The sequence below is a fragment of the Rhodobacteraceae bacterium LMO-JJ12 genome (genome assembly GCA_021555075.1).
Classification (GTDB): Bacteria; Pseudomonadota; Alphaproteobacteria; order Rhodobacterales; family Rhodobacteraceae; genus JAKGBX01.
Genome location: JAKGBX010000001.1, coordinates 2,383,047 through 2,407,035, shown reverse-complemented (window position 1 = coordinate 2,407,035; position 23,989 = coordinate 2,383,047). Strand labels below are relative to the sequence as shown.

Below are 23,989 nucleotides of genomic sequence, written 5' to 3'. Positions count from 1 at the left end.
ATGCTAAAGCGAACTCCCAGTGTGTTGGACGTCAAAGACCTCACGGTAAAATATGGCAAGCTGACGGTGCTAGACAACGTCAGCTTGTACACTGAGCCAGGTGAATTCGTCTCGCTCTTGGGGCCGTCGGGGTCGGGCAAGACCACTCTGCTGATGTCCATCGCCGGGTTCGTTTCCAGTAACGAAGGGGAGATCACCCAAGACGGCACCCTGATTAACAAGGTGCCGCCGCATCGCCGGAACATGGGGGTGGTGTTTCAGAGCTACGCGCTGTTTCCGCATATGAGCGTGCGCAAGAACATCGGTTATCCGCTGAGCATTCGAGGCAGTTCGCGCAAAGACCAAGACGAAAAAGTGGCCGAGCTTCTGCAATTGGTGCGATTGGAAGACTACGGCGATCGTAAGCCGGATCAACTGTCTGGCGGTCAACAACAAAGGGTTGCGATTGCGCGCGCATTGGCCAGCAATCCATCCGTTCTGCTGATGGATGAACCGTTGTCGGCATTGGACAAGAAACTGCGCGAGGAGATGTTGATCGAGATTCGCCGCATCCATGATGCCACAGGCGTGACGACAATCTATGTCACACACGATCAACGCGAAGCGTTGACTATTTCCGACCGGATCGCAGTGATGAATGCAGGCAAGATCGCACAACTTGGCTCGCCACAAGACATATATAACCACCCGCGCAGTCGGTTCGTGGCCGATTTTATCGGCGAGGCCGCATTCCTACCTGCAACGGTCAAACATGGCCGGATCACGCTCCCCGGTGGGGTGGTGACATCTGCTTTACCCGACTGCACCGATGGTAAATATCTGGCGGTTTTGCGCCCAGAACAGATGCAGATTGCCACCGGAACCGCGCCGCCTGACGCGGCGGTTCTCGAAAGCAGTTTACAAAGTCTGTATTTCCAGGGTGAAACTGTTTTGGGATCGGCTGATTTTCATGGCCATGTATTGCCGTTTCGTTGCCTTAATCGGGCTGCGTCGATGGGTAATCTACCTGCCATTAACGAACCGATTTCCCTGCATGTCGACATGTCCGACATCACACTCGTTCCGGAGAAGGGGTAATGTCGGTCGGGTCCGTGTTTACCGGCTGGGACATGCGGCGCGCCGCCTTGGTGGCACCTGCCGTGATCCTGCTTTTGGCGGTATGCTATTATCCCCTGCTCTGGGTCATCGTGCAGGCGTTTTCAAAGGCAGGGCAACCCAGTCTTGATACCATTGTCTCTGTCGGTTCCGGGCCAGTCTTTTCCAGTGCGATACTGAACACTGCCGCACTGACGGCCAAAGTGTTGATCGTCACCGCGCTTGTCGGATATCCGCTGGCCTATATGGTGCATTGCGCGCCACCGCTCATGTCATACGTGCTGAAATTCCTGATCCTGTTTCCATTCTGGACTTCAACCCTGGTGCGAACCTATGCTTGGGTGGTTATCTTGCAACGCGACGGTGTGCTGGTGAATGCGTTGCAGGCGATAGCCCCACCGCTGGCACCGGTTTCATTCATGAATTCGCAGACGGCAGTCGTCATTGGCATGGTGCATATCATGCTGCCGTTTTTCGTCTTTCCGGTCCTCGCTTCGATGTCCGGAGTAAAGCCTGACTACGCCAAAGCGGCCATATCGCTGGGTGCACGCCCGATGGTTGCGTTCTGGACCGTGTTCTTTCCACTGACGATTTCCGGCCTGGTGTCGGCCTGTGTCATCGTGATGATGCTGAGCCTTGGATTCTACATTATCCCGATCGTCCTTGGCGGGGGCAAAGCCCCGGTGATTTCGATGGTGATTGAACGCAGCTTGAGCCTTTATCCGGATTGGGCAGTTGCCAGTTCAATGGGATTGCTGCTGTTGCTTCTCAGCGGCATTGCGTTGATGGCGTTATATGGTTTGGCAGCACGGGTGCAAAGACTATGGCATTAGAAACAAGACCAGGGCGGGGATGGGGCCTGCAGCTTTTCGGCTTTTTGGCGATCGGTTTTCTGATCCTGCCTTCGGTCATCGTCGTTCTGATGTCATTGTCGGATTCAGCCTATCTGCATTTCCCGCCAACCGAGTTTTCTTTTCGCTGGTATGCAGCACTTTGGGATTCGCCCATTTGGCTGCGGTCCTCATTGGTGTCGTTGAAGATCGGACTGACCTGTGCGGTGTTGGCGACGGCACTCGGGACGATGGTCGCTCTTGCGGCCAAGCAGCGCGGCAGTGGGTTAAGCCCCTTGCAAAACGCGTTTTTCGCGACACCATTGATGGTACCGGGCGTGGTCATCGGCATCGCGATCTTCATCACATTTGCGCCGCTGGGCCTGATCGCCACGTTTACCGGTATCGTTCTGGCCCATACCATGTTGGCGCTTCCGTTCGTTGTGCTGACCATGTCAGCGGCGCTGCGCCATTTCGACCTGAACCAGTTCAATGCAGCGATCAGCCTAGGAGCTCACCCGCTGCGCGCGTTCATAACTGTTGTCCTGCCGCAGATCACAGGCGCTATGGTCGCCAGCGCCCTATTTGCGTTCCTGACATCGTTTGATGAAATTGTGGTGACCAACTTTATCGGTGGCGGGGCCAATACAACGCTGACACAACGCATGTTCAATTCATTGCGTCAGGATCTTGATCCGAAAATCGCAGCCATCGGCACGACACTGACGTTGCTGACGGTTCTGATCCTTGTGGTGGCCGTCCTCGTACAGGGTAAGAGCCGAATATTCGAAATGTTCTCAGGGGGGAAAACTGATGAGCGATAATATGGATCGCATCAATGGCCTGTTGCGTGGCGCACTTGACTTGCACTGCCATAGCGGTCCATCGGTGATGTCTCGCAAACTGGATCATGTTGAGGCAATTCGCGAAGCGGATGCCGCTGGTCTTGAAGCGGTGCTGGTAAAGGACCATTTCTATGGGGCCTGCCCATTAGCTCATATCATCAACAAGCATATCCCGACTCAACATGTGACAATGCTGGCCGGTGTACCGACTAACAATCCGACTGGCGGGTTGAACCCTCATGCCGTCGATCATGGGCTTCGGCTGGGCGCGCGTATCATCTGGCTGCCTACGTTCCATTCCGAAAACAACATCCGTCACAACCACGAAGCCGCACCGGGAAAAGAGTTTCCGCCTCCGGGCTTGCTGTCGCTCCCGGCAGAGCCGGTGATGCTGTTCAATCCGGATGGATCATTGCGTGACAGCCTGAAATTGATCCTGGATCTGATCGCAAAGCATGATGCTGTCCTGTCAGCCGGACATATCCACATTTCGGAGATCTGGCCAATCTTTTCAGAGGCGCGCAGGCGCGGGGTGCAACGGCTTCTGGTCAATCATCCGACCTATATCATCGATGGTTCACTCGATGACCTGCGCGCACTGACTGATTTTGGCGCCTATGTCGAGCATTCTATGTGCATGTGGGTGGGCACCGAAGATGACAAGATATATGAACCCGAAAACCTTAAGGCGATGATCGATGCAGGTACGATAGCAAAGACCATTCTGGGATCGGATCTTGGCCAACTGCCAAACTGCACCCCGGTCGAGGGGTTCAGGGCAACGATTGGTATTCTTCTTGACCTTGGATATTCGGACGACGATATCACCAAGATGATTTCTGAGAACCCGAAACAACTTATTGGTATGGAGAGCTGAGTTGATCGAAGCTGTAGCGTCTTCATTTGCCATCTTGGAAGAACTTGCCAGATCGAACGGACCGCGCGGCGTGACCGAACTGGCGAAGTCTACTGGCATACCCAAAGCACGCGTGCATCGGCATTTAACAACCCTGTGTGCATTGAACTATGTAGAACAACTTGAAGAGGCTTCGAAATACCGAGCAAGTACGCGTCTATTCTTACTGGGACAGATGAGCGCAGATAATCTGCCGTGGTTGATCGCGACCCGCACCATGTTGGGCCTTTTACGTGACAAACTTGGCCATTCGGTTGTGCTGTCGATTGTCGAAGACCGAAACCTACGCGTTTTGGAGAATTATCGTGGCGATGCAATTGTCGACATCTCGTCAAAGTCCGGTGCTACCTTGCCTCCACACGCGTCGGCACAGGGAAAGGTTTTGTTGGCCTTCTCCGAACACGATCTGGTCGGAAACTTGCTAGAAGAACCACTACATCGGTTTACGGAAAAGACTATCGTAGACGGTGATACACTACGCGCCGAAATCGATCAGGTAAAGCATCAGGGATGGGCCGCTTCTGACGAGGAACTTGAGGTGGACTTTCGAAGCGTGGCCGCGCCAATTTTCGGACCAGGTGACACTTTGATGTTCACGATAGGCATTATCGCACGGGCAGAAAACATGTCAATTTCCGCCAAAGCTAACGATGTTCGGGCCGCACTATCGGCGTCGGCTGATCTGACGAAGTTGCTACGCAGCACAATAAACAAACGGCACTAGGATCTCGAGACGATCTTACGGATCAGAGATGCAACGCTGGAAGTATGTGCCGCCCTATACATATTCAGGAGACCAACATGAGCAAATGGGACAGTATGCCAATCGTCATCACGGTGGCCCCTGTCGGCGCGGAGGTGACCCGTGATCATCATCCCGGTGTGCCTTTCACCCCAGACGAAATTTCCACAGCATCCCTGGAAGCAGTGGCAGCGGGGGCCTCGGTAGTCCATTTGCATGCTCGACAAAATGATGGAACTCCTACCGGCGATCCAGACGTTTTTGCAAGTGCTATTAAATCGATCCGTGCCAAGGCGGACCCAATCATCATGGTTTCAACCGGTGGTGCAGTTTGGATGTCAATTGACGAACGCACCCAAGCACTCGAAGCTGGCCCTGACATGTGTTCGCTGGAAACTGGGTCGATGAACTTTGGCGATGACATGTTCCTGACCTCTCGCCCCGACAGCATTTCTTCGGCAGCGAAAGCATATGGCATGGGCGTCGTACCTGAGATCGAGTTGTTTGACGTTGGTCATTCTGTCGCAGCCGCGCGTATGCTCAAAGAGGGGCATCTGAAAGGCCCGTTAAACGTCAACTTAGTGCTGGGTGTACCAGGTGGAATCGACGCGGTACCCGAAGCAATCCCCGCACTTCTGCGTCCATTGCCCAGCGATGTGCGTTGGACGGTGACTGCCATCGGCCGTCATCAACGGAGGATGTTGGCAATTGCGGCGTTGATGGGCGCCGACGGCTTGCGGGTAGGGTTTGAAGACAATGTTTACTTGCACAAGGGTCAGCTGGCGGCCTCAAATGCGCAACTGGTAGCCGAAATTGTGACGCTTACCACAGCACTTGGTCGTCAGATCGCGACCCCCACTGAAGCGAGGGCTATTTTGGGCGTTGTTTTGCGCTGATGCCAGACAGATTTATATAAAGAACGAGCGTTTGATAAAAGAATTTGATCGCCTTTAAGGTGCCTAGTGGCAGAATACCCCGCAAGGCTGAAAAATCTTAGGATTTGTCCGCTTTGGGCCGCTCGCATTAGCCGAACAGGTCTTGCTGCTGCTCCCAGTTGCCGGGAACGGCTCTAAAAGTTGCGCTAGCATCACGTCCAAACCGTGCTGCCTGGCCAGGATTGCCTCGACGACGTCGGGCGCAAGTAACGGCAGCCGTAGAACGCGCGTCATGTGGGACGGCGCAATCGCCTTGATCGCTGCCGACTGTCTTTCGCATTTACCCTGATTGTCGAGCACTATCCGCACGGCTCTCGCGCGTGTCTCAGGTGAATAGCGGTTCGCTCTGTTGTCTTTTTCCATGGCTCCAATTCTTCCTCGATTTGGAGCCTCCGGAAGACCCGGAGCGGTTCAGTTCCAGCGCATGCGAAGTTTGCAGAAATTCGCCGCCGTTCATGCCTCTGTCTGCAACCATTTCAACCGGGAGCGCTACCTTTACTCACGCGACAATTTCAAGGCCAATCAAGCCGTCGCCGCGTCGCCGGGCGAGTGCAGCTAATGTGACAAAATGGTCAGTGGTTTTAGATACCCTAGAATGCAGTGCATGTCCGCCTGACGTCAATGTTGCCCTCATGATTTTGACGATAAGATCGCCAACTTTGGTGCATCATTGCTGTTGTGTGGCGGTTACATCATCAAGGTCGTTTGGCGGCAGAATATCAATTCTTGCGCCTGCACGCGCTATTGCTGTTTGAATCTCGTCGGTTGGGGCGCGGTCGGTGAGCAAGTGGTTCCGTTCCGACCATGAAGAAATCTGTGACAGGGCGCGCCGTCCAAACTTTTGGCTTTCCATGAGTATAAGCGTTTTGTCTGCGTTCTCGATCATTGCCGCATGGCTATGAGCATAATTCAAGATTCCCTCGCTTAGTCCGACATAGTCGGCTGCAGAGGCGCTGATGATTGTAATCGATGCGCGAAACCTTTCAATACCGGCAAGGGTTTCGGGGCCGTGAACGATCCTTTCCTTAGGGTCGAAAATGCCGGGGAGCATGACGACCTGAATGTTGGGGTTACGCCCAAGTTCTTCGGCGACCGAGAATGAGATGGTGATTGCTATGATCTGACGATCCATATTCTGGCTAAGCGCCCGCGAAAAATGGACCGCCGTTGAACCACCACCGATGAAAATATGTCCTGCGTCGCCAAGATAGCTTACGGCAGCTTTCGCAATTCGACTGCGTTCGGCCGCGTTCAGCTTCATCCGTTCTAACAGGCTTGGTTCAGCATGCACCTGCCGTACGGCACCTCCATAAGTCCGATGGATTTCCCCCTCGGCCTCGAGCTCTTGAAGGTCGCGACGAATGGTTTCAGAGGAAACCTCTAACATTTCGGCCAAATCACTGATCCGGGCTGCGGGCCTTGATTCGAGTGTCGTTAGGATCGCCTGTAAGCGTCGCGACTTTTTATTTTCAGTTGCTTTCATATAGAAGGGTATAGCTGTTTTGATCGCTAGGTTAAGGTCTTTTGCTATCGTATTTCGAGAAAAAATCGATGGACGTTCGCGGCTATGATATGCGGGAACCCGAAAAACCAAGGCACTTCCTGTAGTTCGATCTTCCCGGAAATGCTTTAAACCGACAAGAAGAAACGTCTATCTCTCAGTTCAGGCGAATTCACGTTGGAAGCTAAACTCGACAGGTTCCGCAGGGGGGAATTTGGTGATCCCTTGACCGGTTAACTCAGAAAGAACCGCACTCACCGCATCGAGAAAGATGTTGGCCTCATCGCGTGTGATGCAAAGTGGCGGGCGAACACGAATTGTGGTGCCGAATTTACCGGCCGTTCCGTTTAGAACCCGCCGACGCCGCAGGCCTTCTATGATTTGCAAGGTAAGGTCGGAATCGGGGTTTCGCGCCTGTGTACCGTCACAAATATCGAAGCCGATAAAGAGACCGGCGCCCCTAACATCCGAAATATGGGAGGATTGCTCGGCTATCTTGCGTAATCCGGCGCGGATATGTGCGCCTTGGGATTGGGCATTTTCCTGCAACCCTTCGCGTTGAATGGCATTCAACGTAGCGTGCGCGGCGGCGGCTGCCACGGGGCTGCCACCGAATGTGTTGAAATAGCCGAAGTCGTCGCAATAGGCTTTGAGGTATTCCGCGCGGGTGGCCATGCCAGCTACAGGATATCCGTTGCCCATCGGTTTACCCATTGTCAGGATATCCGGTTCGATGTTGTGGCGCTGCACCGCCCAAAAACAATCGCCAGAGCGCCCAAATCCGGGCTGGACCTCGTCCGCGATGAACAGTCCGCCAGCGCGCCGGATCGCGGCGACTGCGGGGGCAAGAAATCCGGCTGGCGTACTAAGCACCCCGTCAGATGAGAAGATAGTGTCCACCAGTAGTGCGGCGGGGGCCATGCCCCGACGGCGGAGTTGGCGGATCGCGTCTTCTACAGCGGCTGCAAACCCACCGGCAATATCGTCGCCATAGTTCATCTGTGAAGGCGCCGGGACGGTGGCGACATAGTCCTCGAACGCGTTGTTGCGGATCGCGGCCGGAGATATCGATGTCACCAGCGAGGTATTACCATGATAGGCATTTTCAGTAACGATGATGCCTTGCCCACCGGACACCCGCCGCGCCAGTCGAAGTGCCAGATCATTCGCCTCGCTGCCAGAGCATGTCAGCAGGATATTATCTAATCCCGCTGGCATCGTCGCCTTGAGCGCGTCAAGATAGTCATCCACCACGCCAATAACATAGCGGGTATGGATGTTCACCTTTTGCATCTGGCGGGTAACGGCTTCGGTCACATCAGGGTGGCTGTGGCCGATGACGGGGACGTTGTTATACATGTCCAGATAACGCTGGCCATCTTCGCCGATCATCCAGGTTCCGCTTGCTGTGCCAATCTCAAGCGGCTCGCGATAGAACAGCACGCTTGCTGCGCCAAAATTGTCTAACCGCCGCCGGACACCGGGAGAAACTGCTCCTGAGTTCAAGTCGAAGGAATTCATGTCCAGGACGCTACGGGCACGCGGCGAGGCCGCAGTTGGAGAGCTCATGGTGCGTTCCTTCTTGTTGAGGTCGATCGTCTGACAAACGCTGTTTCAGCGCTGCGAAAACCACCGGTTTCTGACGAAGCGTTCGCGGCAAGTGTAGTAATTTGTGGTAAGTCAGTCAAATAGTTTCATTCGAGTGTGGGCGATACTTTGAAAAAGCAATATTTTGTGGCACCTAACGCCTGATTTCATGCCATTACTGGGGGTGAGGGGGTGGTTTCGACCTCTTTGGGTGACGGAATTTACTTGACCGGTCGAAAATTGTGTAGAAGTGTTGAACTTACCACATAAAAGCGTGCAAGTTGAAACATGCGGGCGCAGTGCCAACAAAGGGGAGTGATTATGCAGATCGAAGCCTATTTTGAAGAATGGTCCCGTTTGCCAGGGGAAACCGTCAGAATGGCGGTCAGCACCCCTCACAAGTCCGTACGCGCGACGATGGAGCGAATCGTGAGAGGGCCGACTTCGGTTGATTCCGACAACGGCTCTCATCCTTTCGGGGATCCGATCGCCGGCATAGACATTACTATTCCGGGGAAAAAGCAAACCACACCACTTGGATCTTACGGTGATTTCCCGCTGGGACAGTGCTTTGAAGGCGCGTGGACGCTTCATTTGTGGTTTCGGGCGACGGTGCCGGATTGGGATCAGTCCCAAACGGTTTTTTCCGTATCCGACGCAAGTGACGATGCAGCATCGATGGCTGTTGAGATCAGAAACGGCGCGTTGGCATTGCAGATTGGCGAAGCCCGCTATCCGCTGGACCTGACGGTTGCAGGCAATACATGGTATTCGCTGGTCGTCAGCGTTAACGGCGATCAGGTTCGGGTTGAGATACGTCAGGTGCGCGGCGTTCCCGGTGCTGCGGTCGCGCGGACGGTTGCGTTGCGGGCTCCGGGTGCAGGTGCTGAAATCGAGGCGCTGCGCCTGGCGGCGGCAGGGGTCAGTGAGAGCGGCTCGGCTATCAACGGCTTTAACGGAAAGATCGGTACGCCGAGCTTCTATGATCGTACCCTGACTCCTGAAGAGACCGAAAATCTGCACACAGGCGACGGATCCGGCCTCAAACCCAGACTGTGTTGGAATCTGGCAGAGACGTTCAACCGCCGAGAACTACGAGAGATAAGCGGGCGCGCCCCGGATGCCACCCTGCGCAACGGTGCGGAACGTGCGGTGACCGGCCACAATTGGACAGGTTTGTGCGATTCCTTCCTTACCGTACCCGAACAATACGCAGCGATTGCTTTTCACTCGGATGAAATGCTTGATGCAGGGTGGGATTATAACCTGAGTTTTGATTTGCCTGACGACCTGACCAGCGGGATCTATGCTGTACGGCTAGAGGCGGAAGGCCATGTTGATCTTTATCCGCTGTTTGTGCGTGCCGCGCCCGGTACCAAGGCCGATGTCCTGTTTATTGTTCCCACAAATACTTACCTTGCCTACGCCAACGACCGTTTTGCCAGTGCTGATCTCAGCTCGATTATGGGGCATGACAAGTGTATTACAGATGAAGAAAAATACCTGAACGCCAATCCGGAATTCGGTCGGTCCTGTTACGACGTTCACGCCGATGGTACCCCGGTTCGATATAGCAGCCGCCGTCGCCCATTGGTGACCGTTCGCCCGCATTTTCCCAACTGGATTACCGGAAGTTACCGACATTTCGCGGTTGATCTGTTCTTTATAGAATGGCTGGAATCTCTGTCGCACAGCTATCATGTCGTTACCGACGAAGATTTGCACCGCGAAGGGCCGGATTTGTTGAATGATCACAAGGTGATCGTAACGGGGTCGCATCCTGAATACTGGACGAATGACGCGCTGACCGCTGTTGAGCATTACCTGAAATCGGGTGGTCGCGGGATGTATATGGGCGGAAACGGCTTCTACTGGGTTACGTCCATTGATCCGGATCGTCCGTGGATCGTTGAAATCCGCCGCGAGAATGGCGGCGTGCGTGCATGGGATGCGCCTCCAGGTGAACGCAATCACGTCCATACCGGCGAGCCTGGGGGATTGTGGAAATACCGCGATCGTGGGCCGAATTCGTTGTTTGGTGTCGGCTTTGCAACCGAAGGGTTTTCTGAAGGTAAGGGATATACGCGCAGTGAAGCCAGCTATGCGCCCAGATTCAAAGCATTCTTTGATGGCGTTGACGAAGGTGTCATTGGCGACTTCGGCTATATCCTGAACGGGGCTGCTGGCGACGAACTGGACCGTTTTGATGTCGCCAACGGATCTCCGGAGCACACGATTGTGCTGTCGTCAGCCACTGGATTCGGACGTGAATATCTTGTGGTGCCGGAAGATACCCGTATCCCGATGCCCGATCAGGATGGCCCCAATCGCCCTGATCTGGTGCGCGCAGATATGGTTTATCTGCCCTATGCCGACGGAGGCGAAATTTTCTCGGTCGGGTCAATCGCATTCGTCGGGTCGATGGCGTGGAACGGTTTTGACAACAACGCCGCGCGGGTCGCAACCAATGTGCTGAACGAATTTGTCGCCGGCACAAATGCTGCCCGTCAGGGTTAATGCCAGAGGAAACTTGCTATGGGCCTTTATGATGACGATTTCCTTGAACGCACACATGCTGCCATGCTTCCAATGCTGCCGCTATGGGGCTTGAGCGGTGACAGCGAATTGCGGTTGTTGAACTTTTCCGAGAACGCAACATTTCTGGCAACTGACTCTCAGAACGGACGCAAACTGGTGCTGCGCGCCAACCGACCTGGCTATCACAGTTTGGCGGCTATCCAGTCAGAATTGGCATGGATCACCGCGTTGCGGGCCGAAAACGTGGTGTTGACGCCTGCGGTTGTGGATCTTGTCGACGGCGGGCAGGTTGCATCGTTTCAAGAGGGTGGGGTAGATCGCTATGTTGTCGCGTTCGAGTTTATGGAGGGCAGGGAGCCAGACGCCGATACCTCGTTGATACCAGGTTTCGAGCTTCTGGGCGGTATATCGGCCAGGTTGCACCAACACGCCCGTCGCTGGACCCCGCCCGAAGGATTCACGCGTCACGCATGGGATTTTGAAACTGCTTTCGGCGAGTCCAAAATCTGGGGTGATTGGCGCGATGGGATCGATCTGACCCCCGAGGGCGTTGCGGTGCTGGAATGGGCGCTCGCGAGGATGCGGCAGCAACTTGAGAAATACGGCAACGATCCGTCGCGATTCGGCGTCGTGCATACCGACCTTCGGTTGGCCAATCTGTTGGCGCGGGGCGACGAAATTGGGGTGATCGATTTCGATGACATGGGCTTTTCTTGGTACATGTATGATTTCGCGTCAGCGATTACGTTTATCGACATGACGCCGATTGCCACCGATCTGCAGGCTGCCTGGTTGAGGGGATATCGCGCGGTTGCGCCGCTTGATGCCGCCGATGAGGCGATGATTCCAACCTTTATGATGTATCGCAGGCTGGCTTTGGTCGCATGGATTGCCAGCCATTCTGAAACTGATACCGCCAGAGAAGCCGGCTTGGGGCAATACACCCGCGATACGGTCACTTTTGCGAACCATTATCTTGGATCACCAGGCTTATGACTCATTTTCGCGAGCGGTTCGCCAAGTATCACATTTTTTGTGTAAAGACGGTCAAAAAGATTGCAAGTCTCCACGACTCTGGTAGGGTGCCGGAAACGAGAGGACGCGAAGGTGTTTGATTACGGTCTGTTCAATTTCGGTTCCAAGGATGAGTTGCTGGAAAAGGCGGCGCGCTATTGGAATCCCGGAAAGGTCGCGTTCTGGCGCGATGCGGGTACCCCGATGGTGATTGACCGTCGTGAGGGCTATTTCCTGCATGACATGTCCGGCAAGCGCCTGATCGATCTGCATTTGAACGGTGGCACATATAATTTTGGTCACCGCCATCCAGAGTTGGTTGATACGCTGACCACTGGTTTGCAGTACTTTGATATCGGCAATCACTGGTTCCCGTCTGTGGCCCGGACAGCTTTGGCTGAGGCCTTGGTGCGGACCGCGCCTCATATGCAATACGCAATTTTCGGTGCGGGCGGGGCTGAGGCGGTGGAGATTGCTATCAAGTCAGCCAGATACGCCACCAAAAAGCGCAAGATTGTGTCAATTGTTAACGGTTATCACGGGCATTCCGGCCTGTCTGTCGCCACAGGTGACGCGCGTTTCAGTAAGATATTTCTGGCCGACCGGCCCGATGAATTTTCTCAGGTTGCTTTCAATGACGCGAACGCGTTGGAGCAGGTTCTGCGTGGCGGCGATGTTGCGGCCTTCATCATCGAAACCATTCCTGCGACTTACGGGTTTCCTATGCCGCACGACGGGTATCTGAAGGCCTGTCAGGATCTGTGCCGTCGCTATGGCGCAATGTTTATCCTCGATGAGGTTCAAACCGGCCTGATGCGGACCGGGACCATGTGGGGTTGGCAGGGATACGGGCTTAAACCCGATATGTTCATCACAGCGAAGGGTCTGGGGGGCGGGCTTTACCCGATCAGCGCCTGTGTCGCGACCGAGGCGGCGGCGGGCTGGCTGAAAGAAGACGGTGCCGCGCATATTAGCACATCGGGCGGTGCTGAAATCGGCTGTCTGGTGGCCTACAAGACGTTGGAAATGCTGCAACGGCCCGAGGTGATCGCCAATATCCAGTTTGTTACCGATTTCTTCGCCGCCTCGCTGGCCGAGGTGCAGGCACGGCACAGCGATTTCTTTGTTGGTATCCGCCAAAGCGGCACGGTCATGGGGCTTGAATTTGATCATCCTCAAGGTGCCGAGGCGGTTTCGCGGGCACTCTATGACCAAGGGGTCTGGGCGATATTTTCCTCGCTTGATAAACGTGTGCTGCAATTCAAACCGGGCCTGCTAAAAGACGTCGATCTGTGCCGCGAAATTATTGATCGCTTTGATGCGGCAATGGGCCATGCCCGACAGTTGCTGTCCAGCCGGAGGCACGTCGCATGAGTCATGTCTCCTCTGATACGCCACGTCTGAATTTTGCAGCGCCTGGCCATACCACCGCCGATATGATGATTGGGCGGGCTGGTTGGGCCGCAGATGCATTTCAATCCGCCAGCCTGAATGATGTGCGCAAGATTGCCCGCGCGGTCGCGCAGGCCGCGCATGACAAGGCCGAATTCCATGCGGATTGGGCCGTGCGTGAAACCGGTTACGGTGTGCGCGAGCATAAAAAGCAAAAGAATGAATTCTCGGCTTTCCCGTTGCTGGAATATTATGGTGACCTGGATCTGGTGACGCCAAAAATTTTGCCGGACCAGAAGGTCGTCGAAATTCCGCGCCCTGCCGGGGTGATCTTTGGCTTGATCCCGGTAACCAACCCGATATCGACGCTGAACTACAAGACCATTCTGGCCATCCTTAGCCGCAACGCAATCGTGTTCAGCCCGCATCCGGGCGCACGGGAATGCAGCCTTGACGCGGTGCGTAACTTGGCCCGCGCAGCAGAAAAAGCGGGCGCGCCTGCCGGGCTTATTCAATGCGTCGAACGGCCAAGCGTGCCTTTGGTCGAACATATGATGGCGTCCTCGAAGATATCCGTCATCATGGCAACTGGCGGCGGAGCGATGGTGCGCGCGGCCTATTCCTCGGGCAATCCGGCGCTGGGTGTTGGTCCGGGCAACGGCGTGGCGTGGGTCGATGACAGCGCCAAACTGGACGAAGCGGCGCGGCGCATTGTCGAAAGCAAGAGTTACGACAATTCGGTGCTGTGCACCAATGAAAGTGTGTTGCTTGCACCGCGATCGAACTTTTCCAATTTGATTCGTGCGATGCGTACGGCTGGTGCACATATCTGCAATGATGACGAGACCGCGAAGCTGCGCGATTGGTTGTTTCCCGATGGCAAATTCAACCTTGCAGCAATTGGCAAAAGCGCGATCTGGATCGCGGAAAAGGTTGGCATTCGTGTAGCTCGGTCTGCAAAAATTCTGGTGCCATTACTGGAATCTCCCGACGCCGACGAGGTCTTTCTGCGCGAAAAGCTGTGCCCGGTGCTCGCCATGGGGCAGGTCGGGGATTTCTCTGGCGGCCTAAGCCTTGCCCGGCAGATTGCACGGCGTGGGGCGGGGCATTCGGCGGCATTCCATGGCACCGACGAGGCCCGCATCCTGAAGTTTTCAACCGAGATGCCGGTCTACCGTGTGGTCGTCAATGCGCCACTCTCCCAAGGCGGGGCTGGCTTGGCAACGCATCTGCCGCCAACCTTTATGATCGGGACTGGCTATAAAGGGCGTTCATCTGTGGGGGAAAACGTTGGTCCACAGCATTTGGTCCATTGGACGCGGATTGCCTACAATAGTGATGCGTCGGTGCCATTCGGCAAATTTGACCCCGCCCAGATGGAGCAATCTGCACCAAAATCCGGTCTGCACGCGATAGCACCACCACCTCCGCCCTCTGCGGAGGCGCAAACCGATGCGCCAGACCGCGATATGTTGCGACGTTTGATCCTTGAAGAATTACAATCCCTTACAGGGGGCAGAACATGACTGAACTACGTGCCTCGATCTTTATTGATCAGCTGCAACCGCAAGTGTTGGCCTATGTGTCCAGCTGGATGCGGGGCAATCTGCCGCGCGCCCGTATGGCGGCGCAAATTGTCGAAATTGCCCCCGGCCTTGATATCGAGGCGTTGACAGATGTGGTGCTGAAAAGCGCCGACGTCCGCGCCGGCTTGCTGGTGGTCGAACGCCAGTTTGGCACGCTTCAGTTCCATTCGCATTCAACCGCTGAGGTTCACGCTGGGGCTGACGCCGTTTTGGCCGAATTGGATAAAACCCTTGCGGATGTCGCGCGCCCCAAGATTCTGGCGTCGAAGCTGGTGACCCGGATTGAGGACCAACATGCATTCTTGATGAACCGCAACAAGCTGGGATCGATGGTTATCGGGGGCGACAGCATCTATTTGCTGGAATGCCAATCGGCGGCTTACGCAATTCTGGCCGCGAATGAGGCCGAAAAAGAGGCCGACGTGAAATTGATCGACATGCGGATGATCGGCGCGAACGGGCGGTTATATCTTGCCGGAACCGAGGCCGATGTGCGCAACGCCCGTGACGCAGCCATTTCCGCGCTGCGTCAAGCGGGGGCCGAAGGATGAGTTCGATCCGCGAAGAAATCCGTGCAATCCTGCGCGAGGAGATAGCGGCACTTGGGCTGGGAGCGTCCGGCCCTCGCCGTGAGGCCGTTGCGATCCGCGACAGCGCCGACCTAACTCGGTTTGCCCGCGAAATTGCTGAACGGGCATCCGACCCTAGTTTTGCTGCCGCCTTGGCACGAGGTGAGGTGGTTTTTGATCTGACTGGTGGCTCAGCTGCGAACCCGGTGACCACATCGCCTGCTGCAGTGCCTCGCGCCACCACAACACAAGCGCCGCAATTGCAATGTGTTTTGTCGGAAAAATCACTGATCACAGAACGGGACGTCGCTGCATTGCCGACGGGGCAAACCTCGATCCGGCTTTGCGCAAAGGCCCGTTTGACCCCATTGGCTGGCGATGAATTGCGCCGCCGTGGAATCAAAGTTGAAAGGAATCCGACATGATCGAAGCACGTGTCAGCGGCAAGATCTGGGCAAGCCGCCGTATTGGCAACCTGCCATCCGGCGCCTTGCTGGAGGTGGCAACCGCCACGGGCGGCAGAATGATTGCATTTGATCCTCTCGGCTGTGCCGAGGGCGAGGCGGTACTCGTCGTTCAAGGATCGGTTGCCGCGGGATATTTCAGCGATGCAGGCGCAACAGTTGATGCACTTATCATCGCTTCTATCGACGAAGACTCAGCACACAAATAAAGGGAAAGTAACATGGCAAATCTTGCAATTGGAATGATCGAGACCAAGGGCTATGTCCCGGCACTGGCCGCGGCTGACGCAATGGTTAAAGCAGCGAACGTTGAAATCGTTGCCCGCAACGAAGTTGGCGGCGGCCTGGTGTCCGTTGTCGTGCGCGGCGACGTAGGCGCGGTTAAAGCCGCCACCGAATCCGGAGCAGAAGCCGCTTCGCAAGTGGGTGAAGTGACGGCAGTTCACGTGATTCCGCGTCCGCATGCCGATCTCGGCAAATATTTTGAGGCTGCAACGGCCAAGTAAGCGCCACATCCTGGGGGTGACCTATGACTGAACTGCGTGTCTATCTGCCAATCGAGGACCTGCAGCCGCAATTCGCGGCATACCTGTCCTCGCCCACCCGGGCACGGGGCTATCCGCCGTTCCGGGGGCAGCATTCGCTGATCATCGAGGTTGCCCCGGCGCTGTCGATCCACCGTATCGCCGATTTGGCACTTAAGGCGCGTCCGGAAATGGAACCGGGTATCCTTTACACCGAGCGCCAGTTCGGTTTGATGGAACTGCACGCCGACACGATGGAAGAACTGCACGATGCCGGTGGCGCTGTGCTGGCCGGGATCGGTGCCAAGGCAACGGACCAAATGGTCCCCAAGGTTCTGTATCACGATATCATCGAGGACCTGTCAGATCAGCACGCGATCATCCTTAACCGGTCACGGGATGGTTCCATCCTGGTGCCGGGGGTATCGCTGTTGATCGTGGAAATGACGCCGGCACTGTTCGCCTGCGTTGCCGCGAATGAGGCCGAAAAAGCTGCGCCAGAAGTGGTAATCAACGACGTGCAGATGATGGGTGCCACCGGGCGGATCTTTTTGTCCGGTAAAACTGCCGATCTGGAGATTGCCCGCGATACTATCATCAAATCTCTGGAATCCATTGTCGGTCGAAAGAGCTAAGCTAGTTCTGCATTTTACAGGCTTCTCAAATTAGTTGAGATTTGGCCCAAGATCGAAACTATGTCGATCTTGGGCCTACATGTCTTGAGCGACACGTAAAATTCGCTATTCGCCTTGGACACACTTCAAAATACTCTTTGAAACCACTTTCTCCATACGATTGCACGTGGGGAGGGTGGAATTTGGATCCCATCTGGGCATCTTGTTATCCACGCGGTTTGCTTGGATGAACCCGTTACGCATTTAACCTGGCTGGCCTCGTGTGAGGCCGGCCAGGTTTACATACTCTTGCGAGGCAAACCCTTACGAGTTGCGTCGCGTACGAATGATATCAAGTGCGGCCGCAAGGACCAGCACTGCGCCGGTGATCATCAGGCTCATTTCCGATTGGACATTCATCAGAACCAGCCCGTTCCCCAGCATACCCAAAAGCCAAAGTGCCAGCGCTACACGCAGCACGGAACCTTTACCGCCGGTAAACGGGATGCCGCCCAGCAAGACCGCTGTCAGCACCGTTAGTTCGACCCCGACCCCCAGCGTGCCCGAAGGGGCGCTGTTTATCCGCGCCACGGTCATCAGCGACGCCAGTGCAGTCGCCACACCGACTGCGGCGTAAAGCATCAGTCCGGTGAAACGCACCCGCACCCCGGCTAGATATGCTGCGCGCTCGTTGATCCCGATGGCGATGATCCGGCGACCGACCGGAAGAAACCGCATTACCAAAACGCCCAGCATCAGCACAGCAAGCATAATCCAGGTCAGATAGGGAATGCCCCAAAGTCGGCCATAGCCAAGAAGGGCAAAGTTCTCAGGAAACCCAAACACAGGGTTTGGCGCGATCCATTGCGCCAGCCCGCGCATCAGGGTCAGCGTCCCGAGCGTGACGATAATTGGGGACATGCCCATTACCGAAACCAAGGTGCCGTTGATCAGCCCCATCAAAAGCCCGACCCCCAACGTCAGGATCACGGTTCCTGAGACGCCCAGATGATCAAAACTGATTCCAGCGACCACCCCGCAGAGCGCCAGCATCGATCCGACTGACAGATCTACCTTGCCGGCCATCAGCAACATGGCACAGGGTACCGCGATGGTCATCAGCGACGCAATCTGCACAGTGATATTGATGCCGTTGCGCCAGGTCATGAAAACCGGCACTTTGTAGAAAAAGAACAGGGCGAGCAGCAAAACTGCCAGCGGCAGCGCTGCGGAGATCAAAAGCTCGATCCAATCGATTTTCTTGTTCGTCGCTGACGCGTTCGGCGTTGCGGTCTCAGATGATGTATTCATGGCTGTACTGATGTCCCAGAGTTTAATGCACAGTATGCAGGGCAGATGCGGTTTTATGGGCAAGTTCGATCAGTTCGTGATCGTCCTCGGGTTTGTCGATCAGGGCGATTTGGCGGCCATAACCAAGGATCAGCACCCGGTCGGCCAGTGCAATGATTTCGGCCGGATCGGACGAGGCAAAGATGACGCTTGCGCCCTGCGACATTGCCACGTTGAGCGCTTCGTAAAGTTGTCCACGTGCGCCAATGTCGACGCCTTGGGTGGGTTCGTCGAGCAAGATGACCTGGTGCGCAGCGCTATCGTTGAGCAGCCAACGCCCCAGCACGATTTTTTGTGCGTTGCCGCCGGAAAAGCTGCTCGCAGGCAGGTTGGGGTTGGCCGGATGCACCGCCAGTTTAGCCGCGATCTTGTCAAACAACCCGGCCTCGCGGCGGGGTTTGCGGACCAATCCGGGCAATACCTTGCCGCCAAAATGCGGCATCACAAGGTTATCAGTAGCTGAGAGCGCGCCGAACAAGCTTTGTTCGGTGCGATCACTGGCCACCAGTGAAACCCCATGCGCCATGGCCTGACTTGGGGTGCGAATTGACACCTGTTTGCCTTGCAGTCGCAATGTCCCGCCCGTTTGGGGGCGCGCTCCGTATAGGCATTCCAGCAAGTCTGTGCGCCCGGAACCAAGCAGGCCATAGATTCCGATTGCTTCGCCCGGCGCAACGCTTAGGTTGATTGGTCCGGTAAAGGGCGAGCAAAACTCGGAAAGTTCAATTTCCGGCGTTTTGTCAGTTGCCGCGCGGTGAATCGTAGCGGATTCCAGAGTGGAGGAGGGCGCAATTGCCTCGGCCAGATCGCGTGTTGTCGTGTCGATCTTCGGCCGGGTCCAGACCACGCTGCCATTGCGGATCACCGTCACCGTATCGGCGATTTCGTTAATTTCATCCAGTAGGTGCGTGACGTAAACCACGCCGATTCCTTCAGATGTTGCTAGATGACGCACCACGTCATGCAATGCGCTCATTTCGTGTTCGCCCATAGCGGCCGTGGGCTCATCAAGGATCAGAAGTTTGGGGTGAATGTTTAGCGCACGGGCGATTTCAACAATCTTGCGTTCGCCCGTGCTGAGTTTTTCTACCGGCGCTGAGGGATCAATATCGACCCTCAATCGCGCTAACAGTTCTGCGGCTTCAGCCTCTTGGGCCTTGCGATCAATCCACAGAAGCTTCTTCTTTTCCCGGCCGACAAAGATGTTTTCAGCCACGGTTAACCCGTCGAAAATTTGAAAATGCTGATAGATGATGCCAATACCGCAATCCAGTGCGCTGCGCGGGGTGAAGGCGGCGTAGTCTTTGCCGCCAACGCGAATATGCCCTTTCGTCGGGGCCACGGCGCCGCTGAGACAGCCTAAGAAGGTGGACTTTCCCGCACCGTTCGCCCCAAGAAACGCATGAATCTTGCCAGCTTCGAAATCGATATCGATTCCGTTCAGAACTGCGATCGGACCGTAGGATTTTTGCAATCCTCTGACAGAAATCAAGGAATTAGGCATGTTCAATTTACCCCGCGCGTCAATGAGTTACTTGTAATTGTTCAGCAACTTATCCAGTTGATCCTGATTGGCCTTCGACGCCCAGACCGTGCCGGTAAAAGCAAAGCTTGGTCCATTTCCGTTGATCGCATTAAGTGCCTGATCGACGATATTTGACCCTAGATCATTGATCAGGATCGCGGAGGAACCACGATAGGCACCACCCTCGTTGACCGCAGTCAAACCCTCAAGTGAACCATCCTGACCGCCGACGAACATGGCGTTCTGATCTACTCCGGATACTTTAACCGCACGGTAGGCACCAACAGCCGCATCATCGTTCAGCCCGATGATGATATCCAGTCCGGGGTGCTGGGTCATGACGGTTTCTGCCAGTTGCAGACCGCTGGTCTGATCGGCGGAATCCTGTTTGGACACGATGGTAATGCCGTTTTCTGCAAAGATTTTTTCTACTTCGGTCCAACGCGGCGACAGCGACGGCAGTCCGGTTAGCGTGGTGACCAGCGCCTCGGGATTTTCAACGTTGTTCGCTTTGACCCAATCAACGGCGGCATTGGCAATCAACTGACCAGATTGGGCGTGGTTAAAGCCGACATACCCATCAGAATCGTCCATTTCACCAAGGTAGGTCAGCCATTTGATACCAGCCGCTTGCGCCTGCTTTTGCAGCGGCGCCAGCGCGGAGGAATCAATAGGTGTCACCACGATGGCGTCCACGCCCAATGTAACCCAGCCTTGAACGGCGTTGATCTGCTGCTCCAGATTGTTGTTTTGCGTGTTGTCATGCAGCACGGTAACACAGCCAAGCTCTTTGCTGCGCTCGGTGGCAAAATGACGGACCTGCCGCACGATCGCTGCTTCGGAAACCGAGTGGCTATAGGCGATGGTATAGGTTTTGCCGCCATCACAGGCCGTCGCTTGCGGAGCTTGGATTTGTTCAAGTGTGACTTTGGCCGGATCATCTTGTGCGAAGGCAGCAGTCGCAACTAAGCCAGCGGCGAGGACGCCAAGAGCCGATGCGGCGCGTTGGATTTTAAAATTGAGTTCCATGGTTGGTTCCTACTGTTGGGTGGTAGTATTTTTCTCTTCACTCAGACCATCCGGCGGGCTCTCTTGAGTATCAGGAAGCCGACAAAATCAGAAAGCCCGACTTCGGTCATCTGTATGACCATATACATTCGTTCTTGTGAATCAACATTTTCCTTGCAAGGATGACGAGCACCAGACAGGGAGCCTTAAGTGGAGCAGGGGATGCCTTTCTGAACGGTGTTGAACGCAGGTAATTTCGGAGTTCTGCGGTTGACGTTAATAGAGCCAAACGTGCAATAGCTGGTGCCATTGTTACGGAGGATACTCTAGTAAATATGGGTGCTTCGAACGAAACACAGTAAAACAGGTAGACGGATGCCGAATACTTCCTTGCCTAAAAAAGAGGCGCGCCAGCATAAAATTCTGTCAGAGCTCGGCGTTTTTCCGCAAATCAAGGTGAGTGAGTTATCAACTCGGCTTGGTGTTTCGCCCGAAACGATTCGGCGCGATCTCGCAGCGCTAGCGAAGCAGGGCAGAATCTCACGCACCTTTGGTGGTGCGGTTAGCTTGGCGAATGTGGTTCCGGGGATCGATGAGCGTAAGAATTTTATGACTGCAGAGCGCGATCAGATTTCGCAGATCGCTATCCAGCAGATTGAACCCAACGATTTGCTGCTTGTCGGGGGCGGGTCCACAACCATCAGATTTGCTTTAAAATTCGTCGCGTTAAGCTTTCCGGTAACGGTGGTGACGCATTCGTTGCCGTTTGCGACAATCGTTTCCAAGAACTCGTTGGTTAGCGTTGAAATGCTGCCCGGTAAGCTACACGCCGATGAGGGGCTGACGTATGGTACCAATACTTTGCGCGCGATTGATCGCTTTGCAGCGCATAAGGCCTTTGTAGGCGCATCCGGGATTAACGAGCGCGGACTTTATGCCCTTATGGAGCCGGGCGAAGTTTATGCCGCGATGATTGAAGCGGCACAAGAAACCTACCTTTTGATCGACAGCTCCAAGTTTGGTGCTGCCTCGCTGGCGCACTTTCACAAGTGGAACTCCAGCATGACCTTGATCTGCGATCAGCCCCCCCAGAAAGATTTAGCGCAGGTCATTTCAGTTGCGGGATGCAAGTTGCGCTTACCGGACGTTTGATGCTTGCCATGTGCGCAATTTCGCGGCTGGTTGATCTGATCCAGCTGAACCGAACGCCAGGCGAAGCGACGGACGAAATCTCTAGCTAAGCGCATCCATCAATGCATTTCACGACACACCGTGATTGCCGGAACGTCCTGTTTCTTTCGTGGATAACATGCCTGCTCGCTGCGAAACGGGGCGGGCAGCGTGTAAAGGCGCCATATTTTCTAGCAACCCTGCAGTGGTTTAGCTCATTGGTTAATCTAATCCAGGTCGGCGTTGTAGTCATTTCCAAAAAAACGTTGAACCACTCGATTGTATGTGTATGGTCAATTAAATGACTGAACTTGGTCATTATTGAATTGGTCATTTCTGATCAGCTTGCGGCGCACATCGCTAGGAACTGTTATGGAACTCAAATCGCTTGCCCATCTGTCGCTGAAAGAACTGCAATCGTCCTTTCGCTCTGGGGTGCTTAGTCCGGTTGAGGTCACCACGGCCTCACTGGAACAAATCGAATCTGTTAACGAACAACTGAACGCGCTTTACGGCGTACGCACCGAAGCAGCGCTCGATGAGGCAAAGGCGTCTGAAGCCCGCTACCGCGCAGGCAATCCAATCTCGGATTTTGATGGTGTGCCCGTGACCATAAAAGATAGTGTCAATGCGGTGGGCATGACTTGGCACCATGGATCGGCGATTCATGGCGACGGAATTGTCGCGACGCGGGATGCACCGCCCGCTGCGCGATTGAAAAAAGCCGGAGCAATCATTCTGGGAAAAGGCTGCATGCCGGATTTTGGGCTTAGTGGGTCCGGCGTGAGCGGCTCGCATGGGATTGTGCGCAATCCTTGGGGGATGGCGTGGAATACCGGCGGTTCTAGCGCGGGGGCAGGGGCCTCATTAGCCGCCGGGATCGGGTTTATGTCGGTGGGGTCCGATATCGCTGGGTCGGTGCGCCTCCCTGCGGCACATTGCGGGTTGGCCGCGCTAAAGCCAACGCAGGGGGTGGTTCCGCATGCGCCTGCGTCGACCGTACGTTCGGCCGGGCCGATTACCCGAAGTGCTGCGGAGTTGGACGCATGGACTCGTCTACTGTCGGGGCCAGATGTGGATGACCGCCATTCTTTGCCCTATTCACAATTGCCGCCTGAACGTCCAATAACCGTAGGTGCGACAGCTGATTTTGGCTTTGGCCCCGATGTGGAGTCGGCGGTGCTGGCCTGCTTTGAAAACGCCCGCAATATTCTGACCGATCTTGTTGGCGAGGTGCACGAAATCGCGAAACCTGCTGATAGCGATCACTACCTGCCGATCGACGAAACGCTGAAAATCCGCGGTTGGAACGAATATATTGGTGCGCGCCCTGAACTGCGTGACAAGATGCCCGCGCAACTTCTGAACTGGTGCGCCGAAGCTGAAGGTTGGGGCATTGCGAAATTCAAGGAAATTGATGGCGGGATTGAGCGCTGTGTAGGCTATTGTGTTGATCTGATGGACGGGCTTGATTTTCTGCTAACGCCTGTGATGCCGGTAGTAAATTTCCCCGCCGAGGATCGCGGGATTGATCCGCTGATGCCGCTGCGCCATTCTACTTTCACAGCGCCGTTCAACCAATCGGGTCATCCGGCAGTATCGATCTGTGGCGGATTTGACGAACGTGGGCTGCCCATCGGAATTCAACTAGTGGCGCATCGTCTGGACGACGCACGGTTGTTGCAACTGGCCGCCCGGCTTGAGGCTGCGCTGAACATTTACGGACCTGGCGGCAAGCAATGGCCGGTAGTGCCAATTGGCTGATCTTAGGAAGGGGCAGAGAC

The 23,989-nt window shown here is 55.2% G+C and carries 22 protein-coding genes; 17 read left to right on the top strand and 5 right to left on the bottom strand.

Annotation, left to right across the window (positions count from 1 at the left end; genetic code table 11):
- The 6 genes from LZG00_11575 to LZG00_11550 all read left to right on the top strand — a co-directional run bounded on the left by LZG00_11575 (position 1) and on the right by LZG00_11550 (position 5,324).
- On the top strand, positions 1-1,077 hold the full coding sequence (locus LZG00_11575) for an ABC transporter ATP-binding protein (protein MCF3594638.1): 1,077 nt from the start codon (positions 1-3) through the stop codon (positions 1,075-1,077).
- A complete protein-coding gene (locus LZG00_11570; GenBank protein MCF3594637.1) occupies positions 1,077-1,928 on the top strand; it encodes an ABC transporter permease in 852 nt (283 codons plus the stop codon). Before LZG00_11575 ends, LZG00_11570 begins: the two co-directional genes overlap by 1 nt.
- Positions 1,919-2,749: an ABC transporter permease gene (locus LZG00_11565; GenBank protein ID MCF3594636.1), complete on the top strand. Its 831-nt coding sequence runs from the start codon at positions 1,919-1,921 to the stop codon at positions 2,747-2,749. The genes LZG00_11570 and LZG00_11565 overlap by 10 nt, the downstream gene beginning before the upstream one ends.
- Complete coding sequence (locus tag LZG00_11560; GenBank protein MCF3594635.1) at positions 2,739-3,647, top strand: DUF6282 family protein; 909 nt, start codon at positions 2,739-2,741, stop codon at positions 3,645-3,647. The genes LZG00_11565 and LZG00_11560 overlap by 11 nt, the downstream gene beginning before the upstream one ends.
- A 1-nt stretch (position 3,648) precedes the next feature.
- A complete protein-coding gene (locus tag LZG00_11555) occupies positions 3,649-4,410 on the top strand; it encodes an IclR family transcriptional regulator (protein MCF3594634.1) in 762 nt (253 codons plus the stop codon).
- A 77-nt stretch (positions 4,411-4,487) separates the two neighbouring features.
- On the top strand, positions 4,488-5,324 hold the full coding sequence (locus tag LZG00_11550) for a 3-keto-5-aminohexanoate cleavage protein (GenBank protein ID MCF3594633.1): 837 nt from the start codon (positions 4,488-4,490) through the stop codon (positions 5,322-5,324).
- Positions 5,325-6,030: 706 nt separating this feature from the next.
- On the opposite strand, the gene LZG00_11545 is transcribed toward LZG00_11550, so the two are convergent.
- Both LZG00_11545 and LZG00_11540 read right to left on the bottom strand, forming a co-directional pair.
- Positions 6,031-6,957 carry a DeoR/GlpR family DNA-binding transcription regulator gene (locus LZG00_11545; GenBank protein MCF3594632.1) on the bottom strand — a complete coding sequence of 309 codons (927 nt, stop codon included), beginning with the start codon at positions 6,955-6,957 and terminating at the stop codon, positions 6,031-6,033.
- Positions 6,958-7,026: 69 nt separating this feature from the next.
- Entirely contained in the window at positions 7,027-8,433 is a 1,407-nt protein-coding gene (locus tag LZG00_11540; protein MCF3594631.1) for an aspartate aminotransferase family protein, read from the bottom strand.
- Between the two features lie 339 nt (positions 8,434-8,772).
- On the opposite strand from LZG00_11540, the gene LZG00_11535 reads away from it, so the two are divergent.
- The 9 genes from LZG00_11535 to LZG00_11495 all read left to right on the top strand — a co-directional run bounded on the left by LZG00_11535 (position 8,773) and on the right by LZG00_11495 (position 17,173).
- Entirely contained in the window at positions 8,773-10,968 is a 2,196-nt protein-coding gene (locus tag LZG00_11535) for a LamG domain-containing protein (protein ID MCF3594630.1), read from the top strand.
- A gap of 18 nt (positions 10,969-10,986) precedes the next feature.
- Positions 10,987-11,985 (top strand): phosphotransferase, encoded by a 999-nt coding sequence (locus LZG00_11530; GenBank protein ID MCF3594629.1) that lies wholly within the window; start codon positions 10,987-10,989, stop codon positions 11,983-11,985.
- A 111-nt stretch (positions 11,986-12,096) separates the two neighbouring features.
- Positions 12,097-13,377, top strand: a complete 1,281-nt coding sequence (locus tag LZG00_11525) for an aminotransferase class III-fold pyridoxal phosphate-dependent enzyme (GenBank protein ID MCF3594628.1) — start codon at positions 12,097-12,099, stop codon at positions 13,375-13,377.
- A complete protein-coding gene (locus tag LZG00_11520; protein MCF3594627.1) occupies positions 13,374-14,921 on the top strand; it encodes an aldehyde dehydrogenase family protein in 1,548 nt (515 codons plus the stop codon). The genes LZG00_11525 and LZG00_11520 overlap by 4 nt, the downstream gene beginning before the upstream one ends.
- Positions 14,918-15,532, top strand: a complete 615-nt coding sequence (locus LZG00_11515) for a BMC domain-containing protein (GenBank protein MCF3594626.1) — start codon at positions 14,918-14,920, stop codon at positions 15,530-15,532. The genes LZG00_11520 and LZG00_11515 overlap by 4 nt, the downstream gene beginning before the upstream one ends.
- Entirely contained in the window at positions 15,529-15,975 is a 447-nt protein-coding gene (locus LZG00_11510; protein MCF3594625.1) for a hypothetical protein, read from the top strand. The genes LZG00_11515 and LZG00_11510 overlap by 4 nt, the downstream gene beginning before the upstream one ends.
- Positions 15,972-16,223: a hypothetical protein gene (locus LZG00_11505; protein ID MCF3594624.1), complete on the top strand. Its 252-nt coding sequence runs from the start codon at positions 15,972-15,974 to the stop codon at positions 16,221-16,223. The genes LZG00_11510 and LZG00_11505 overlap by 4 nt, the downstream gene beginning before the upstream one ends.
- Before the next feature lie 12 nt (positions 16,224-16,235).
- Positions 16,236-16,520, top strand: coding sequence for a BMC domain-containing protein (locus LZG00_11500; protein ID MCF3594623.1), 285 nt, complete (start codon positions 16,236-16,238; stop codon positions 16,518-16,520).
- Between the two features lie 23 nt (positions 16,521-16,543).
- A complete protein-coding gene (locus tag LZG00_11495) occupies positions 16,544-17,173 on the top strand; it encodes a hypothetical protein (GenBank protein MCF3594622.1) in 630 nt (209 codons plus the stop codon).
- A 303-nt stretch (positions 17,174-17,476) separates the two neighbouring features.
- On the opposite strand, the gene LZG00_11490 is transcribed toward LZG00_11495, so the two are convergent.
- The 3 genes from LZG00_11490 to LZG00_11480 are packed head-to-tail and all read right to left on the bottom strand — an operon-like array spanning position 17,477 to position 21,056.
- Entirely contained in the window at positions 17,477-18,463 is a 987-nt protein-coding gene (locus LZG00_11490) for an ABC transporter permease (protein MCF3594621.1), read from the bottom strand.
- 22 nt (positions 18,464-18,485) lie between these two features.
- A complete protein-coding gene (locus tag LZG00_11485; protein MCF3594620.1) occupies positions 18,486-20,006 on the bottom strand; it encodes a sugar ABC transporter ATP-binding protein in 1,521 nt (506 codons plus the stop codon).
- Positions 20,007-20,033: 27 nt separating this feature from the next.
- Positions 20,034-21,056 (bottom strand): sugar ABC transporter substrate-binding protein, encoded by a 1,023-nt coding sequence (locus LZG00_11480; GenBank protein MCF3594619.1) that lies wholly within the window; start codon positions 21,054-21,056, stop codon positions 20,034-20,036.
- A gap of 354 nt (positions 21,057-21,410) precedes the next feature.
- Between LZG00_11480 and LZG00_11475 the strand changes: the two genes are divergently transcribed.
- Positions 21,411-22,187: a DeoR/GlpR family DNA-binding transcription regulator gene (locus LZG00_11475; GenBank protein MCF3594618.1), complete on the top strand. Its 777-nt coding sequence runs from the start codon at positions 21,411-21,413 to the stop codon at positions 22,185-22,187.
- Between the two features lie 390 nt (positions 22,188-22,577).
- The gene (locus LZG00_11470) at positions 22,578-23,969 is read left to right on the top strand and encodes a hypothetical protein (GenBank protein MCF3594617.1); all 1,392 of its coding nucleotides are present in this window, start codon (positions 22,578-22,580) and stop codon (positions 23,967-23,969) included.
- The last annotated feature ends 20 nt before the right edge of the window (positions 23,970-23,989 follow it).